Origin of the sequence: Roseixanthobacter glucoisosaccharinicivorans, assembly GCF_043195095.2 — a bacterium.
Lineage (GTDB): Bacteria > Pseudomonadota > Alphaproteobacteria > Rhizobiales > Xanthobacteraceae > NCEH01.
On sequence record NZ_CM195538.1, the window covers coordinates 1551085 to 1569312 of the forward strand.

The 18228-nt window shown below is 64.0% G+C and carries 12 protein-coding genes; 5 read left to right on the forward strand and 7 right to left on the reverse strand.

Going from position 1 to position 18228, the window contains the following annotated elements; genetic code table 11:
- Window positions 1–153 precede the first annotated feature (153 nt).
- The 3 genes from gltA to V5F78_RS06880 form a co-directional block, all read right to left on the reverse strand.
- A complete protein-coding gene (gltA, locus tag V5F78_RS06870) occupies window positions 154–1464 on the reverse strand; it encodes a citrate synthase (protein WP_394069380.1) in 1311 nt (436 codons plus the stop codon).
- Window positions 1465–1788: 324 nt separating this feature from the next.
- The gene (locus tag V5F78_RS06875) at window positions 1789–4416 is read right to left on the reverse strand and encodes a glycosyltransferase (protein ID WP_394069382.1); all 2628 of its coding nucleotides are present in this window, start codon (window positions 4414–4416) and stop codon (window positions 1789–1791) included.
- A 214-nt stretch (window positions 4417–4630) separates the two neighbouring features.
- Window positions 4631–5086 (reverse strand): hypothetical protein, encoded by a 456-nt coding sequence (locus V5F78_RS06880; protein WP_394069384.1) that lies wholly within the window; start codon window positions 5084–5086, stop codon window positions 4631–4633.
- Between the two features lie 214 nt (window positions 5087–5300).
- Here V5F78_RS06880 and V5F78_RS06885 point away from each other — a divergent pair, with 214 nt between their 5' ends.
- Entirely contained in the window at window positions 5301–6926 is a 1626-nt protein-coding gene (locus V5F78_RS06885; RefSeq protein ID WP_394069386.1) for a glycoside hydrolase family 17 protein, read from the forward strand.
- Here the strand turns inward: V5F78_RS06885 and V5F78_RS06890 are convergent.
- The gene (locus tag V5F78_RS06890) at window positions 6886–7275 is read right to left on the reverse strand and encodes a hypothetical protein (RefSeq protein ID WP_394069387.1); all 390 of its coding nucleotides are present in this window, start codon (window positions 7273–7275) and stop codon (window positions 6886–6888) included. The two genes, V5F78_RS06885 and V5F78_RS06890, sit on opposite strands and share 41 nt — an antisense overlap.
- Before the next feature lie 326 nt (window positions 7276–7601).
- Here V5F78_RS06890 and glmU point away from each other — a divergent pair, with 326 nt between their 5' ends.
- Window positions 7602–8945, forward strand: coding sequence for a bifunctional UDP-N-acetylglucosamine diphosphorylase/glucosamine-1-phosphate N-acetyltransferase GlmU (gene glmU / locus V5F78_RS06895; RefSeq protein ID WP_394069389.1), 1344 nt, complete (start codon window positions 7602–7604; stop codon window positions 8943–8945).
- A gap of 138 nt (window positions 8946–9083) precedes the next feature.
- The gene (glmS, locus tag V5F78_RS06900) at window positions 9084–10907 is read left to right on the forward strand and encodes a glutamine--fructose-6-phosphate transaminase (isomerizing) (RefSeq protein WP_394069572.1); all 1824 of its coding nucleotides are present in this window, start codon (window positions 9084–9086) and stop codon (window positions 10905–10907) included.
- Window positions 10908–11093: 186 nt separating this feature from the next.
- Here glmS and V5F78_RS06905 read toward each other — a convergent pair whose 3' ends face one another.
- From V5F78_RS06905 to recG, 3 genes are read right to left on the reverse strand one after another with little or no spacing between them, the layout of a single operon-like run.
- On the reverse strand, window positions 11094–13268 hold the full coding sequence (locus V5F78_RS06905; protein ID WP_394069391.1) for an acyltransferase family protein: 2175 nt from the start codon (window positions 13266–13268) through the stop codon (window positions 11094–11096).
- Between the two features lie 50 nt (window positions 13269–13318).
- Complete coding sequence (locus V5F78_RS06910; protein ID WP_394069393.1) at window positions 13319–13732, reverse strand: YbaN family protein; 414 nt, start codon at window positions 13730–13732, stop codon at window positions 13319–13321.
- Window positions 13733–13753: 21 nt separating this feature from the next.
- Complete coding sequence (recG, locus tag V5F78_RS06915; RefSeq protein ID WP_394069395.1) at window positions 13754–15862, reverse strand: ATP-dependent DNA helicase RecG; 2109 nt, start codon at window positions 15860–15862, stop codon at window positions 13754–13756.
- Between the two features lie 258 nt (window positions 15863–16120).
- Here recG and V5F78_RS06920 point away from each other — a divergent pair, with 258 nt between their 5' ends.
- The gene (locus V5F78_RS06920; protein WP_394069397.1) at window positions 16121–16774 is read left to right on the forward strand and encodes a protein-L-isoaspartate(D-aspartate) O-methyltransferase; all 654 of its coding nucleotides are present in this window, start codon (window positions 16121–16123) and stop codon (window positions 16772–16774) included.
- Window positions 16775–16862: 88 nt separating this feature from the next.
- A complete protein-coding gene (locus V5F78_RS06925) occupies window positions 16863–18134 on the forward strand; it encodes an alpha/beta fold hydrolase (RefSeq protein WP_509276679.1) in 1272 nt (423 codons plus the stop codon).
- Window positions 18135–18228: the final 94 nt, after the last annotated feature.

Here is an 18228-nt window from a genome sequence, read left to right on the forward strand (position 1 = left end):
CGCCGCTCAGCCCGTGGCAATGCGCGACCGTGCGGCGCGACGATCCCACACCTTGCTTAAAACGAAAAACGCGGCCTTTCGGCCGCGTTTCTATTGGCATGTAAAACGCCGGAAGACGGTGCCGCGCGCCGCGAAGGGCTCACGCGGCCCACATCACTTGCGCTTGGCCATCGGTACGTAGTCGCGACGCTCGGCGCCGGTGTAGAGCTGGCGGGGGCGGCCGATGCGCTGGCCCGGATCCTCGATCATTTCCTTCCACTGGCCGATCCAGCCGACCGTGCGGGCGACCGCGAACAGCACCGTGAACATGGTGGTGGGGAAGCCCATCGCCTTCAGGGTGATGCCGGAATAGAAGTCGATGTTCGGATAGAGCTTCTTCTCGATGAAATATTCATCGTGCAGCGCCACGCGCTCCAGCTCCACGGCCACGTCCAGCAGAGGATCGTCCTTGATGCCGAGCTCGGCGAGAACCTCGTGGCAGGTCTGCTGCATGATCTTGGCGCGCGGGTCGTAATTCTTATAGACCCGGTGGCCGAAGCCCATGAGGCGGAACGGATCGTTCTTGTCCTTGGCGCGGTTCACGAACTCAGGAATACGCTCGGGACGGCCGATTTCCGTGAGCATCTTCAGCGCGGCTTCGTTCGCGCCGCCGTGCGCCGGTCCCCACAGGCAGGCGATGCCGGCGGCGATACAGGCGAAGGGATTGGCGCCCGAGGAGCCGGCAAGCCGCACCGTGGAGGTGGAGGCGTTCTGCTCGTGGTCGGCGTGGAGGATGAAGATCCGGTCCATGGCGCGGGCGAGCGTCGGGCTCACCTTGTAATCCTCGCACGGAACGGCGAAGCACATGTTCAGGAAGTTGGAGGTGTAGTCCAGGGAGTTCTGGGGATACACGAACGGCTGGCCGATGGAATATTTATAGGCCATGGCAGCGAGGGTCGGGATCTTCGCGATCATGCGGATCGAGGCGATCAGGCGCTGCTGCGGATCCGAGATGTCGGTGGAGTCGTGATAGAAGGCGGAAAGCGCGCCGACCGAGGCCACCATGATGGCCATGGGGTGGGCGTCGCGGCGGAAGCCCTGGAAGAACCGGGTCATCTGCTCGTGAACCATCGTGTGACGGGTCACGGAATAATCGAAATCGGCCTTCTGCGCGGCGGTGGGCAGCTCGCCATAGAGCAGGAGATAGCAGGTCTCAAGGAAGTCGCCGCCCTCGGCGATCTGCTCGATGGGATAGCCGCGATAGAGCAGAACGCCCTCGTCGCCGTCGATATAGGTGATCTTGCTCTCGCACGACGCCGTGGAGGTAAAGCCGGGATCGTAGGTGAACATCCCGGTCTGGCCGTACAGCTTGGAGATGTCGACGACCGAGGGGCCGATGGTTCCGCCGTTGACCGGCAGCTCCCAGCTCTTCTCACCCACTGTCAGCTTGGCGGCTGAACCTGCGGTTTTGGTGGTGGCGTCCATAAGGTCTCCCATCTGTAAGCGGGGAAATGGTACCACCTTCGCGGATGCGAAGGGTCTGGCGCGCAGTCGTAAACCCTCCCCAATTTTGCCGCAAGCGTGACCATGCCCGCGCAGGGCGCAACACGCGGTGTAGCGGCACGAAACCCTTTGCCGCGTCTTGATTCCAGTGTGGCGCCGGGTGCGGATTTTTCGCGTCCAAGCCGGTGATTTCCATCCGCGACATGGGAAAAACCGTGGTCAAAACGCGCGCAAACCGGGTGCTCGGGCCCAAATGAAAACGCCCGGCGCAGGGCCGGGCGTTCGATGAGGGGGCTTTCGCCAGGTTCAGTCGGCCACGGCCGGCAGGCGGCGGGCGACCGTCGCGATCCGGGTCCGCATGGCGCGCCAGGTGGCGAAGTCGTTTAGCCGCGAGGCTTCCCCGAGGCCGATCAGCGCCGCCGCGACGAACGGCAGGCTCTGGACCACCAAAGCGAGGGCATAAAGGTCAACCTCGCGCACCGTGTGCCAATTGGTCATGTGCAGGGCCACGCCCGAGCCCAGCAGCAAGGTGCCCACCACCGCTTCCGGCAAAGCGGGGAAGGAGCGCGCCGCACCCGAGAGCCAGCCACCGCCCTTGGCCGTGCGGGCGAAGGCGAGGTCCTTGTAGCGGAACCCGTCGAACACCGCCTTGGCGACCGTGAACTGCACCGCCATGGCGGCGATTGCCGCGCCGAGCATGCGCAGCGGCGTTGTGGCGACGCGCATCCGGTACATGGCGATGAAGTGCAGCACATAGACCACGAAGGTGGCGATGATCGGCAAAGTGAGCACGTGCGCCGGAACGGCGATGCCGAAGGCGAACACGAACGGCACGAAGGCCAGCGAGAGGATGGCCGCGAGCGCGCCCACCGATTCGGCTCCGAGCCAGGCCACCCAGCCGAGCAGGAAGTGGCGGCGCTGGGCCGTGGTCAGGCGCGAGCGGGCCGGCAGGAACCGGGACCAATGCTTGCGAATGATCTGGAAGCCGCCGTAGGCCCAGCGATGACGCTGTTTCTTGAACGCCTCGAACGTGTCGGGCAGCAGGCCCCAGCCGTAGCGGGTGCGGGTGTAATGGGTCTTCCAGCCGTTCTCGGCGATGGTAAGGCCGAGGTCGGTATCCTCGCAGATGGTGTCGGACGACCAGGAGCCGGCCTCCATCATGGCCGCGCGGCGCACCAGGCACATGGTGCCATGGACGACGATGGCGTCATCCTCGTTGCGCTGGACCATGCCGACATCGAAGAAGCCGGCATATTCCGCGTTCATGGCCTCGTGCATGGGGCTGAGGTGGGCGTCGCGATGATCCTGCGGCGCCTGGACGAGGCCCACCGTGGGGTCCTCGAACACCGGCACCAGATCCTTCAGCCAATTGGGGGCGACCACGTAGTCGGCGTCAATCACGCCGATGATCTCGGCATCGGGGGCGGTGTGCTCCAGGGCGATGCGCAGGGCACCGGCCTTGAAACCCGTGATCTTCTCAAGGTTCAGGAACTTGAAGCGCTCGCCGAGGGTGGCGCAATGGGCGCGGATCGGCTCCACCATCGCCGGGTCGGGCGTGTTGTTGAGCGCGACGACGCATTCAAGGTTGGGATAATCCAGCCGCGCGACCGCATCCAGGGTCTGCTTCAGCATCTCCGGCGGTTCGCGATAGGCGGGGATGTGGATCGAGACCTTGGGATAGCGCGAGAGCGTGGCGGCGGGCCGCGCCTCCACCAGGCGCGAGGGGGCGGGGCCGAAGGCGACCGCGGCCAGTTCCTCGATGCGGTAGAGCAGCACGATGACCAGCGGTACGAGCAGCACAAGCGACAGCAGCAGCGTCACGTAATTGCCGCCGGTGACGTAATGCGTCGCCCAATGGTTGAAGACCAGGGCGACCCAAGCACCGACGCCGTTCGCCGCAGCGGCGAGCACTGCGCCTTGCGACACCGTCACGGTCTGCGAGGCGCGCAGCATGGGCAGCGAGAACACCAGGCCCAGCAGCAGCGCGAGGATCGCCGTCTGGTTGAACGTGTTCGGAACGATCGGGCCGGTCAGCGGGAACTTCAGGTGGCGGTTGGCGTCGAACACGCCCCAATATTGCCCGACCGAGCCTTCGAAGCTCTTCCACGGGGCGTCGAACGCCTCGATGATATTATATTCGATGCCCATGGCCTCGGCGCGGGCCGTGAAGGTGCGGATCACGTTCGCCTGGGCGAGTTCGCCCGGCACCGCGCCGTCGCGATTGAAGCCCGCGCTCGGCCAGCCGAACTCGGCGATCACGATGCGCTTGCCCGGGTATGCGGCGCGCAGGCGATTATAGATGTCGATGGAGCGGTCCACGACCTGCTCGGCGCTGACGCCTTCCCAATAGGGAAGAATGTGCGCGGCGATGTAATCCGACGCCGAAACCAGCTCGGGATGGTCGAGCCACACGTTCCAGATTTCGCCGGTGGTCACGGGCGTGCTGGTCTCGCGCTTCACCTTGCGGATCAGCTCGGCCATCTCGGCCGCGCTCTTTTCACCGCGGAAGATGGTCTCGTTGCCGATCACCAGGCCTTCGACGTTGGGATTGCGCTTCGTGAGTTCGACCGCCGCGCGGATTTCCTTCTGGTTGCGAGCCTCGTCCTTGTCGATCCAGGCGCCGACCGTCACCTTCAGCCCGCGCTCGGCGGCGATGGCGGGGATCTGCTCCAGGCCCATGGTGGAGGAATAGGTGCGGATGGCGCGGGTGTAGGGGGCCACCGCATTCACGTCGGCGCGAATCTGCTCCGCAGTGACCGGCGGGCCCTTGTCCGGGTGGCGCACGTCTCGGCTATAGGGCGCGAAGGACAGGCTCGAAAAGCGTTCCGTGACGCTCGGAGCGTGAACTTCCGGGCGCACGGAATACCAGATCGCGGCGTGAAATCCGATCACAACCGTGATGATGGCTGCAGCAGCAGCAAGGCCGGGACGCATTGGCGGAGACCCACTCGAAAGGGAAATCGAACCGTTAACGCAGGCTTAAGATATCGGTTCCTGATCTTAAGCTACGGAGCACCCTTTCGACCTGCCCCTAGGTCGGCAGCGCCTCTTTCGCGGCACTGCACCGAGACACTAAACCTCTCAAATCAAGAGGTAAATGGGAAGTGTGGCGGGCGGTGGGCGGCCGGGAGGCCGCGCCGTGATCTAATTATTGCGCCGGTGCAGCAACATAGTCGGGGTTAACCCAACATTGATGAACCCGCGCGCCCAAACGCTCCTGCGCTTTTTGATCTATGTTGCCCTGGCGCACCAGGCAGCGGAACGCGAGTTTCAGGTGTTCGGTCGGGCAGCCGAACCGCTCGTACATGTCGAGGTGCCGGCGCGCGGTGTCGATATCGTCGCGCCATAGCAGCGCGGCAATGCGCCGCCCGGTCCAGACACATTCCGGCAAGCCGGCATTGCCCGGCAGTTTCGCGGCTTCGGTGAATTCCTCCACGGACCGGCGCTGCGCATCCCGCGCCGCCTGCTGCTCCGGCGTGATTTGCTCGGCGGGGGTTGCGGGCTTCTGGTCGGATCCCTGCGACTGGGCGGAAACCGGACCGGCGAACGCGAGGAACAGGGCGCCCGCGAGGAGCGTGAGACGGAAACGGTCCATATTGGCCATTGGGTTCGAAGGCTGAAGGGCGGAAGACGATCCGCGACGGCACCTTAGGAGAATGTCGGGAATTTGTCAGCATGAGGACGCGCCGCAAACAAGGTGCCGTCGCATCGCTCCGCCGGCCGGGCTTGCCCTGGTTGCACCGCAATGACTTCACAGGGTTGTCGTGAAGCTTTATGTCGCTGCTCACGCGCTGCGGCCCCAGCCCTCGGGAGATTTCATGACATCGTCTTTGCGGTTGCCGCTCCTGCTGGCACTGGTGGTGGGCGCGGCGGTTGTGGCGCTCGCCGGCTGGATGGGACGGCCCGTGCCCATGCCGCCGTCTCCGCTGGCCCCCGGCGAAAAACTGCAATGCGTGTCCTACGCCCCCTTCCGCGACGGACAGTCTCCGCTGATCAAGGGCCTCGTCATTCCCGAACAGCAGATCGACGAGGATCTGGCGCAATTGGCGAAGATCACCGATTGCGTGCGCACCTATTCGGTGGAGATGGGGCTCGACAAGGTGGCGCCGCTGGCCCGCAAGCATGGCTTGAAGATGTTCCAGGGCATCTGGCTCGGCTCCGAGCGGGCGCGAAACCGGATCGAGATCGAGTCCGGGGTCAAGCTCGCGCAGCAATATCCCGATGTGATCCAGGGGGTGATCGTCGGCAATGAGGTGATGCTGCGGGGCGAACTCTCCTCGTCCGACATCTCGGCCATCCTGCGGGAGGTCAAGTCCCGCGTCGGCGCAACTCCCGTCACCTATGCCGATGTGTGGGAGTTCTGGGAGCGCGCGCCGGCCCTCGCGGCGGACGTGGATTTCATCACGGTCCACATCCTGCCCTATTGGGAAGACCTGCCGGTCTCGGCCGACCAGGCGGCCCGGCATATCGACGAAACCCGCCAGCACGTGGCGAAGATGTTTCCCGGCAAGGAAATCCTGATCGGCGAGACCGGCTGGCCCAGCGCCGGGCGTATGCGCGAAGGTGCGCTCCCCGCGCCCTCCGAGCAGGCCCTGGTGATGCACGAGCTGCTGAAGCTCGCGAAGGAGAAGGGCTATCGGGTCAATGTCATCGAGGCGTTCGACCAGCCCTGGAAGCGGGCCAATGAAGGCACCGTGGGCGGCCATTGGGGCTTGATCGACGCGGGGACGCGGGAACCGAAATTCCATTGGGGCGAGCCGGTTTCGGATCACCCCTTCTGGCGCGCCCAGGCTGGGGTGGGATTGGCGATGGTGGCCCTGGCTTTCGGCGCGGCGCTGTACGGCGCGAAAAAGCGGGCGCGGGCCGTGCGCCCGCGCGACTGGCTCGCGGTCGCCCTGATCGCCTTTGCCGGCGGGGCGACGTTCGGCCCCGCGCTCGCGGCGCTGCCGCTCGAGAGCCTCGGCTGGATCGGCTGGACGCGCAATCTCGCGTTCGTCGGCGTCTCGCTCGCGGCGGTGGCTGTGATCCCCGCCGCGATCGGCGCCGGCGTGCGGTTGCCCGCGCTCGCCACCGTGCTCGATGGCGCGCGGCGCCGGCAGGCGGACGGCTTCGCCGTGGCGGCCGCGGCCGTCCTCGCGCTCGGTGTGCTCGCCATCGGCGAGGCGGCGTTCGAACTGGTATTCGACCCGCGCTATAAGGATTTCCCGTTCAACGCGCTGACCCCGGTGGCGGCGGCGCTTGCGGTCCTCGCCTTGCTGCGGCTGCCGGCCGGGGCCGGGGCGGGCATGGCGGAGCGCGCGGCCTTCTGGTGGCTGCTCGTCGCAGGCGTTTTCGTTCCGCTCAACGAAACGCTGCAGAACTGGCAGGCTCTGTGGTTCGGCCTGATCTGCCTGGCGCTCGCCGCTACGCTGTGGCGGGTCCGGGCCGCGCGAGCGACAGGATGAGCAGCATCGCCGCGACCGCACCGGCGATATTGTTGTAGAGCACCAGCGCGATCCCGGCGAACGCGATCCCGACCGCGAAGGTGACGAGGCGCGGCCGCCACAGTTGCACCAAAGCGGCGGCAAGGGCGATGCCGCCGAATACCGACCATCCGAACAGGGCGATGGTGGCCGCGCGCAGCTTGCATTGGAAGGTGGCGAGCCCGGCATCGCAGGCGAGGCCCACCGTGGACGGCTCGATAATCAGATAGCGCACATAGATCGCCCAGCCGGTGGCGCCCATGCCGATCGCGATCAGCCAGTTCATGGCGCGCGGTCCGGGGCGGAAGCTGCGGTCTGTGGCGGTATCCATAAGCGGCGTCCTGCAATGGTGTCCCTGCCAGATGGCATCATCCCCGCCGCGAGACAACTCCCAAGGCGGCCCTTTGGTCCTCGCAGCCGCCCTTCAGGCGCGATCGACCCGCAATGCACCCGCACGGCCTGCGGCGAATAGGGCCGCGGCCGCCCCGCCGCGATCGCTCCGTTCACCGGGCGCTTCGCTCTCACCTTCGCTTAAGGTTTAGTTTCCATCATTTTCCCAAGCCGGCGCGGATCCTGGCGCGCCGGCGAGATCGGATGGCGACAAGGATGCCGTTTTGGCTCTAGAAGGGCCGCGTTGGTCGTGGCGCGAGGATTCCCATGAGCGAACGCAGTCTTCTTGTCGTGATTCTGGCTGCCGGCGAAGGCACGCGGATGGCATCGCGCGTGCCCAAGGTGCTCCATAAGATCGCCGGCCGCACCATGTTACACCATGTGCTGGAAGCCACCCGCGGGGCCGGCGCGACGCGCGTCGCCGTGGTGGTCGGTCCCGGCCGCGCCGATGTGGCCGAGGAGGCCCATCGCATCGCCCCCCACGCCCAGGTGTTTCTCCAGGAAGAGCGGCTCGGCACCGCCCATGCGGTGCTCGCTGCCCGCGCCGCGCTGGAGCAGCCGGTGGACGACGTGCTGGTGCTCTATGCCGACACGCCGCTTGTGCGCTCCCAGACCCTGCTCGCCCTGCGCGCGCCGCTTGCCAGCGGCGCTGCCGTCGTGGCGTTGGGCTTTTATACCGCCGATCCCACCGGCTATGGCCGATTGATCACGCACGGCGGGGAATTGCTGGCGATCCGGGAAGAGAAGGATGCGAGCCCCAGCGAGCGGCAGATCGACTTCTGCAATGCCGGGCTGATGGCGCTCTCCGGCGCCCATGCGCTGGACCTGCTGGACCGCATCGGCAACGACAATGCCAAGGGCGAATATTATCTCACCGACGCGGTGGAGATCGCCCGCGCCGAGGGCCATGCCACCATCGCCGCCGAGGGCGAGGCGGAGGATGTGGCGGGCGTCAACAGCCGCATCCAGTTGGCGGAGGCGGAAGCCATCATCCAAAAGCGGCTTCGGCTCGCGGCCATGGCGGGCGGCGCCACCCTGGTCGCGCCCGAAACCGTGTTCTTCAGCGCCGACACCGAGCTTGGCCGCGACGTGGTGGTGGAGCCGCACGTGGTGTTCGGACCGGGGGTGAGCGTCGGCAATGACGTGGTGATCCATTCCTTCTGCCATCTTGAAGGCGCCCATCTGGAAAGCGGCGTCACAATCGGCCCCTATGCGCGGCTGCGGCCGGGCACGCGGCTCGATACCGGGGTGCGGATCGGCAATTTCGTCGAGACCAAGGCGGCCCACCTTGAACGCGGCGTCAAGGTGAACCATCTGTCGTATGTCGGCGACGCCCATGTGGGCGCCAACAGCAATCTCGGGGCCGGCACCATCACCTGCAATTACGACGGTTTCACCAAGTCGCGGACGGAGATCGGCGCGGGCGCCTTCATCGGCGTGCATTCGGCGCTGGTGGCGCCGGTGACCATCGGCGCCGGGGCCTATGTGGGCACCGGCTCGGTGATCACCGATAACGTGCCGGACGATGCGCTGGCGATCGCCCGCGGGCGGCAGGTGGTGAAGCCCGGCTGGGCGCCGGAATTCCGCGACCGCGCCAAGCATAAGGAATGATCGCTCCGGCCGCCGGGCGACCGGCGGTCAGGAAGCGAAAGAGGAAGTGATGCTGCGCTGCGCCGCAAGGGCTGGCGGCGCAGCATGAAGCGGGCTTTAACCAGCCTCGGGTGTGACATTTTCGGAGCGCAATCGGTCATGTGCGGCATCGTCGGCATTCTCGGTAAGACACCCGTGGCGGAAAACCTGGTGGAATCGCTCCGCCGGCTGGAATACCGCGGCTATGATTCCGCCGGCATCGCGACCCTGGAGGACAATCACCTCACGCTCTGCCGCGCCGAAGGCAAGTTGCGGAATCTCGAGAAGAAGCTGGATCGCCACCCGCTGCACGGCCATACCGGCATCGGCCATACCCGCTGGGCCACCCACGGCAAGCCCTCCGAGCGCAATGCGCACCCCCACGCCACCAAGCGCGTTGCTGCGGTGCACAATGGAATCATCGAGAATTTCCGCGAGCTGAAAGAAGAGCTGATCGGCCGCGGCATCACCTTCAAGAGCGACACCGACACCGAAGTTGTGGCCCAGCTCGTGGACCGGGAGCTGCTGGCGGGGCTGGATCCGGTGACCGCGGTGGGTGCGGTGCTGCCGCGCCTGAAGGGGGCGTTCGCGCTGGCCTTCGTGTTCGACGGCTTCGACGATCTGATGATCGCCGCCCGGCGCGGTTCGCCGCTCGCCATCGGCTATGGCGAGGGCGAGATGTTCCTCGGCTCGGATGCGATCGCGCTCGGGCCGTTCACCGACACCGTCTCCTATCTGGAGGAAGGCGACTGGGCGGTCCTGCATCGTGGGGGCGTCGAGGTGCGCAACGAGCGCGGGGCGATCGTTCAGCGCGCGATCCAGAAGGTCGCCGCCGGCACGCTGGTGGTGGACAAGGGCAACCATCGTCATTTCATGGCGAAGGAAATTTACGAGCAGCCCGAGGTCATCGCCCACACCTTCAGCCATTATGTGGACATCGCCGAGGAGGTGGTGTGCCTGCCCGAGCTGCCGTTCTCGCTCGCCGATATCAACCACATGTCGATCACCGCCTGCGGCACGGCGCTCTATGCCGGCGCGGTCGCCGAATATTGGTTCGAGCGGTTCGCGCGCATTCCGGTGAGCACCGACATCGCCTCCGAGTTCCGCTATCGCGAAACCCCCTTGCCCCCGGGCGGCGTGACGATCGTCATCTCCCAATCGGGCGAGACCGCCGATACGCTCGCGTCCCTGCGCTATGCCAAGGAGTGCGGGCAGAAGGTGGTTGCGGTGGTGAACGTGCCCACCTCGACCATCGCCCGCGAGGCGGACGTGGTGCTGCCGATTCTCGCCGGGCCGGAAATCGGCGTCGCCTCCACCAAGGCCTTCACCTGCCAGCTGGCGACGCTTTTGTGCCTGGCGGTGGCGACCGGCCGCGCCAAGGGCAATCTTTCCCTTGAGGACGAGCATCGCTTGGTGCGCGCCATGATGGAAGTGCCGCGCCTGATGACCGAGGCGCTCAAGCTGAGCCCGGAAATCGAGGTGCTCGCCCGCACGCTCTCCAAGGCGCAGGATGTGCTTTATCTCGGCCGCGGCACCAATTATCCGCTGGCCCTGGAAGGCGCGCTGAAGCTGAAGGAAATCTCCTACATCCACGCCGAGGGCTATGCCGGCGGCGAGCTGAAGCATGGACCCATCGCGCTGATCGACGAGAAGATGCCGGTGGTGGTGATCGCCCCCTCGGACCGCATCTTCGACAAGACCGTCTCCAACATGGAGGAGGTCGCGGCCCGTGGCGGCAAGATCATCCTCGTCACCGATCCGGCTGGCGCGGCGCAGGCGAATGTGGATGCGATCCAGAAGCTGATCCTGCCGGAGATGCCGGCGACCGTGGGGCCGCTGGTCTATTCCATTCCCGTGCAGCTCATCGCCTACCACACGGCGGTGATCATGGGCACGGACGTGGACCAGCCGCGCAATCTGGCGAAATCCGTCACCGTGGAGTGAGGGCGCGGGAGTGAATGGGCCGATCTCACCCCGCGAAAATTGCTCTCAGCTGCTCCGCATGGGTGGCCGGGACATGCTTGGCCATGACGGGTGTGAGGTGCCCGAGAGGCTGGCAAGCGCCCAGGCCGGCAATTTCCGAACAGGCTCATAATGGTAACAAATACGCGTCGTGGCGGCATCGCACCCCTACCGGAATTTGTCCCATAAACGGCGAACAACATATTCTGAACCACGACGACTAAGGTGATTGTCATCAATGTAAAATAGAATGCCGTCTTTCCCTCCATAGCAGTACTTTTCGTCACACAAAGCTTCTGACAAATCAACAACTTTCACATATGGTCGTGAATTTAAAATATTATCTACGCCTGATCTAAATTCACGATTTCTAGCCTCGAATTCAGATCTTAGAACCGCACAAGGTTCTTTCACTTTTGAAGTTAAAGTTATCGGCCTTTTAATCAAGCACGACCTGATATCAAAATCTAATTCTGGAACATCGCGTAAGTACGTAACCTTCTTTCCGGCGGAAACAAGGGTATCAATCGTGGATTCAAGACCCCCAAAGAAGACATCTGAATTGCTCCTCATTCCTTGCTGTTCGTTTTCATAATGCAGAACCCATTTTCCGAATCTATCGCCATGAATATCGCCGAAGACTTTGGGCTCCGTATATAGAGGGCCTCTTGAAGTAAGTATTACCTCTTCAATTCCCGGGGTATCAATTATCTTTTTAATAGCTTGCGTTATTTTTACTAAACAATTTTGGGTGTCGTCGCCTGAATCGGGCTTGCTTACTACGTTTAGTAGCGGCGGGCAGCCTCCGCCGCCGCCAAATACGCCTACACCTTTGCCCTGGGAGGCGTAGAATTCTCTAAGACCCCAATAAATCCTTGCTGCGTGGCTATCCCCGAGAATAACAACAGAGGGGTTTACGCCAGTATAAAAACATCTAGAACCTTTATAGGTGAGAGTGTCGCAAATCCAACCGCTCATCATTCTTTCAAATTTAAAATCCAAATCGGCAGCTTGATTCTGAACAAGCGTCACAGAATTTCTAAATTTGAACCCATCACACGCATACGCAGTGTAGCCAACGGCGCCGATAACGGACATTAAAATAGCTAGAACCGTAACTTTGGCCTTGCTGTCGCCACCTAAGCGCATGGGGCGTTCGACAAAATTATAGGTGAGCCAAGCAAGCGCGACTGCAAGAGCAATAGCCGCAATGCGAATGTTGAGGCTTGGAACCTCACTCTCCATTATTCTGGCGAAGGATAGCAACGGCCAGTGCCACAAATAAAGCGGAAAGCTGATTAGGCCAAGCCAAACGGCAATCTTATTTGATAGTATATTTCGATTTATCCAAGCGCCAGATCCTGCCGAAATGATCAAAAGAGTACCTAAAACAGGAATTGCCGCCCACACTCCAGGAAAATTAAACTCCTTTGTGATTCGAATAAATCCATAGGCTAAAAATAAGCTACCGACTAAAGAGATTGCGTTTGAAAATATTTTACCGTCAATCTTTGCTGGTTCTCGATAAAATAACCTATAAATAAGAGTGTCAAATTTTAAACTGCACTCGGTAAAATAATCATTCCTGTAGAGTGCGAGCCAGGCCAAAATGCTTCCACACAACAGCTCCCAAAATCTGGTTTGAGGTGCGTAGAAGGTGGTCGCTGAGTTTTGCCCGGCGCTGCTAAGATTCAATGCAAACGAAATAAGGGTGATGATAATAGTAATGGTAAATAGATTGATTTTATTTTTCCAAAAAATCCATAAAAAAAGTGGCCATATGATGTAAAACTGTGACTCGATACCTAAGCTCCACAAATGTAAAAGCGGCTTGGTTTCATACGAGTTATCGAAATAACCTGCCTCCCTCCATGATACAAGATTAAGAATAAATCCGGCGCCTGCGGCAATGTGCTTACCGAGCTTCTTGTACTCGTCCGCTAACAGTGCGAACCAGCCGAAAGCAAAACTTGCAACGAGCACCAGCAGCAAAGCTGGGAATATTCGTTTGATACGCCTTGCGTAAAACTCAGAGAAGCTGAACGTACCCCTATCAATATTTTCAAATATGATTGTTGAAATCAGGAAGCCGGAAATAACAAAAAAAACATCAACACCAATGAATCCGCCTTTCATCCAATCCGGGAATGCGTGGAAAGCGACGACAGACAGCACGGCGACAGCTCTCAAGCCGTCAATGTCAGGGCGATACCTGGGATGCGACATATGCGGAGTCTGTGTTGTCATTCCAGTTTTTTGGTCCTGTTTGGAATTTTTGCGGACTGGGCGCTGCCGACCTCTCAGGCAGCTTATAAAAGTCGTGGCCGAGCTTGTCCCGGCCATGACAGGGGCGGTTGTGCCCTTTGCATTTCAAAAAAGGCTCTGAGCCCGCCTCACCGCGACGGCCGCGTCACCATGAAAAGCGCCAGCACCGAGAAGAAAATCCCCAGCCCGATCAGCACCGCCATCGGCGCGCCCATGTACCAGGATGCGCTCCAGGTGCCGACGAAGCTGGTGAGCGCCAGCAGCTTCACTGGCCAGGGAATGGCGCCGGTCTCCTGCCAGCGGGCGACGCTCGGGCCGAGATAGCGATGGTTGAGAAGCCAGGCCTCGAACTTCGGCGAGGTGCGGGCGAAGCACCAGGCGGCGAGAATCAGGAACACCGTGCCCGGCATCATGGGCACCACCATGCCGATGGCGCCGAGGGTGAGAAACACGCAGCCGGCCGCGAAAATGGCGCGGTGCAGGAGCAGGGCGCGCAAATCGGCGGGGCGCGGGCGGGGCTCGGGGGAGGGGGCGGCTGGCATGTCGGGCGGGACCATCGTCCTTCAGCCGGCCGAGAGCAAGCGCATCGCGGCATCGCGCTCGTGGAGATACAGCATCATGCGCACCGCCGCGCTCTGCGCCCCGCCGAGCGTGGGATCGGCGCCGACGATGCGCGCGGCAACCTCCCGCGCCTTGGGCACCAGCGCCGCGTGCACATCGAGGCGCGCGAGCGCGAATCCGGGAAAGCCGCTCTGGCGGGTGCCGAGCACATCGCCCTCGCCGCGCAGGCGCAGATCCTCCTCCGCGATGGCAAAGCCGTCCTCGCTCTCGCGCAGAATCGCGAGGCGCGCCTTGGCGGTTTCGCTCAAGGGGCCACGATACAGCAGCAGGCAGGTGGAGGCCTTGTCGCCGCGCCCCACGCGCCCGCGCAGCTGGTGCAATTGCGCGAGGCCGAAGCGCTCGGCATGCTCGATCACCATGATGGTGGCGTTCGGCACGTTCACGCCCACTTCCACCACCGTGGTGGCCACCAGAATGCGCGTTTCCCCGCTGGCGAAGCGGGCCATCACCGCATCCTTCTGCGCCCCGGAAAGCCGACCGTGGACGAGCCCGGCCTTGTCGCCGAAATAATGCTGCAGGCTCTCGTGGCGCTCGCTGGCGGCAGCAAGGTCGGAAACGTCGCTTTCCTCCACCAGCGGGCAGATCCAATAGCATTGCGCGCCCTGCATGAGCGCGCGCCCCACGGCGGCCACCACCTCGTCGAGCCGCTCGATGGAGACCGAGCGCGTGTCGATGGGCTGGCGCCCTGGGGGCTTCTCCCGCAGCTCGCAGCTGTCCATGTCGCCGAACAGGGTGAGCACGAGCGTGCGTGGAATGGGGGTGGCGGTCATCAACAGCATGTCCACCGCCTCCCCTTTGCGGGAGAGCGCGAGGCGCTGCTCCACGCCGAAGCGATGCTGCTCGTCCACGATGGCGAGCGCGAGGTCGGCGAAAGCCACATCGTTCTGGATCAGCGCATGGGTGCCGAGCACGAGGCCGATGCGCCCCTCCCGCAGGCCGGCCAGAATCGCCTCGCGGGCACGGCCCCTCTCGCGGCCGGTGAGGATGGCGGTTTCGATTCCGGCCTTTGCGGCCAGCGGAGCAATGGTTTCCAGATGCTGGCGGGCGAGGATCTCGGTGGGCGCCATCAGCGCCGCCTGCCTGCCGGCCTCGATCACGCCGGCGGCGGCCAGCAGCGCCACCACGGTCTTGCCCGAGCCGACATCGCCCTGGAGCAGGCGCAGCATGCGCTTGTCCGAGCCGATATCGGCCGAGATGGCGGCGAGCGCGGCTTCCTGCGCGCCGGTCAGCGAGAAGGGCAGGGCGCTTCGCACGGCGCGGGAGATATGCCCGTCGCCGACGCTTGCCCGTCCGCCGGTCTCGATCTGCCGCGCCCGCACCAGGGCCAAGGTGACCTGATGGGCGAGCAATTCCTCAAACGCGAGGCGCTGCCAAGCGGCGCCGGTGGGTTGCGCCTCGGCGAGGTCCGCCGGCCGGTGCACGCGCTGAAGCGCCTCGCGGAAGCTCGGCCAGCGGCCGTCCGCAAACAGGTCCGCCGGCATCCCGTCCAGGGGGATCATCTCCGGCAGATCCGGAATGCGGGCCAGCGCCGCCTCGATCGCCCGGCGCACATGGCCGGCGGCGAGGCCCTCTACGAGGGGATAGGTGGGCTCGATGGGCGGCAACTTGGCAAGGCCCGCCGCATCGAGGATGCGGTCGGGGTGGGTCATCTGCCGCATGCCGTCATAGAGCGTGATGCGGCCGCACAGCCAGCGCGTCTCGCCCACCGGCAGCAGGCGTTCGATGCGCGCGCGCTCGATGTTGAAATGCACCACCGTCAGGTCGCCGCTTGAATCGCTTACCAGCGTGCGATGGGGGGCGCGGCGGCCGGGCGGGGGCGCCTGATGGTCCTCCACCAGCACCTCAACCGTCACATCGGTATCGGGCGGAGCATCCGCGATGCGCGGCCGGGCGCGGCGGTCCACATAGCCGGAGGGCAGGTGGAACAGAAGGTCGATGACCCGCGGCGTCTCCCGCGCCAGGAGGCGGGCGAACGGCTTTTCCAGTTTGGGGCCGATGCCCGAAAGGCTGGTCAGGGGCGCGAAGAGGGGATCGAGCAGAGCCGGGCGCATGCGCGGGGAAAGTGGCCGAGGCGGCCCGCGCGCGCAAGAGCATCGAAAGCGCGGCATGCGCGGGAAAGCGCGCGCTGGGGGAAACTGAACCGCGGCCGGGGGCGTTGAACCGCGCGCGGGCGATCCCATCTGTCCAGGAAGCCCGGAATGTCCCTGCCATCAAGATGTTGGCGGTCTGGCGCGCGAAAAGCCGGCGCCAGACGCTTTTGAAAGTGGTGTAATATGTCCGGCGAGCAATCTGTGGAGCAGGACGGCGCGATGGCGGATACTGACGCCGAGAAGCAGGAACGCATTTCGTTCGTGCTCGGTCTGCGCCATCGCGGCATCCAGGATCTGGCGGTGCTGCGCGCCATGGAACTGGTGCCGCGCGCCCTGTTCGTGGACCCGTCATTGCGCCGGCATGCCTATGACGACGTGGCCCTGCCCATCGCCTGCGGACAGACCATGTCGCAGCCGAGCGTGGTTGCCGCCATGACCGAGGCGCTGGCGGTGAATGCCCAGCATGGCGTGCTGGAGATCGGCACCGGCTCGGGCTACCAGGCGGCGGTGCTCTCCCATCTCGCCGGCCAGGTGACCACCATCGACCGCTACCGCCAGCTGGTGAGCGAGGCGCAGGTGCGCTTCAACGTGCTGGGCCTGCGCAATGTCACCGCTTTCGTGGGCGACGGGCGCACCGGCCTGCCGGCCCGCGCGCCGTTCGACCGCATCCTCATCACCGCCGCGACGGCGGAACTGCCGCAATCGCTGGTGGATCAGCTGCGGATCGACGGAATCCTGGTCGCCCCCATGGGCGATCCGAGCGACGTTCAGACCCTGACGCGCTTCGTGAAGGGCCCGTCCGGGCTTGTGGCCACGCAGATGATGCCGGTGCGATTCGTGCCGCTTGTCGCTGGGGCAGCCGCGACTTTGTAAATAAATCCCCCTCTCGGTGCATTGCCCCGACCGCTCTGCTCCTCTATCCACATGTCTCCGCGCCCGATGCGGAGGGAATGCAGGGGACATGATGCGGCTCGGATCGTACGGTCGCGCCGTAGGGCTCACTCTGGCGCTCAGTCTCGGGCTGGCCGCATGCGGGGGGCGCCCGCCCGGCATATTGGTGCCGGTGGAATATACGGTGCCCGGCGCCAGCGTGGTCGAGATGGTCGTGGCTACGACCCGCGCGCCTGCCAAGAACCTCGACATGTTTTCCGGCGACCGCGGCACCACGCTCAGCTATGCCGAGATTGCGGTGTCCATCCCGCCCGCCGCCAACCGCAAGGTGGGCGATGTCCAATGGCCGAAGAGCGTGCCGGGCAATCCCGCCACCGATTTCGTGACCATGCGCGCGGACGTCCTGACCCAGAGCGCCGCGCTCGACTGGTTCAACAAGCGCATCAAGAAGACGCCGCGCCGCCAGGCCCTGATTTTCATCCACGGCTATAACAACCGCTTCGAGGATGCCGTCTTCCGCTTCGCGCAGATCATCCACGATTCGAACGCGCCCGTGACGCCGATCCTGTTCACCTGGCCCTCGCGCGGCAGCCTGCTCGCCTATGGCTACGACCGCGAAAGCGCCAGCTATTCGCGCGATGCGCTGGAAAAGCTGCTGGCGAACCTCGCCAAGGATCCGGACGTGGGGGAGATTTCCATCCTCGCCCATTCCATGGGCAATTGGGTGACGCTGGAAGCGCTGCGCCAGATGGCGATCCGCAACGGCCGCATCGCGCCGAAGATCCGCAACGTCATGCTGGCGGCGCCGGACGTGGATGTGGATATCTTCCGCACCCAGTTTTCCGATTTCGGCAATCCCAAGCCCAGCTTCACCATCTTCGTGTCGCAGGACGATCGCGCGCTCCAGGTGTCCAAGCAGGTGTGGGGCTCGGCCGCGCGCCTGGGGCAGGTGGATCCCGAGCAGGAACCGTTCCGCACCGAGTTCGAGCGCGACCACATCACGGTGCTGGACCTCACCAAGCTCCAGACCGACGACAGGCTCAATCACGGCAAGTTCGCCGAGAGCCCGGAAGTGGTGCAGATGATCGGCGGCCGCCTCGCCCAGGGCCAGACCATGACCGACGGCCGCGAGGGCGTGGGCGATCGCATCATCCAGGTCACCGCCGGCACCGCGACCACCATCGGCACCGCGGCGGGCGTGGTGCTCTCCGCCCCGGCGGCGGTGCTCGATCCCTCCACGCGCGACAATTACGGGGCGCAGGTGGAGAGCCTGGGCGGTCAACTCTCGTCAACCGCAAGCTCGACAGGGCGCCTTTTGACGACCGCGCCGAAGGTAGAGTGATCCGCAGCGACGTTGCGTAATTGTCACACTGAAGGAAATGCTGAGGAAGGCTCGGGAGCTTAAGGCGCCGTTTACTGCTGGGGCTCTTAAGTGG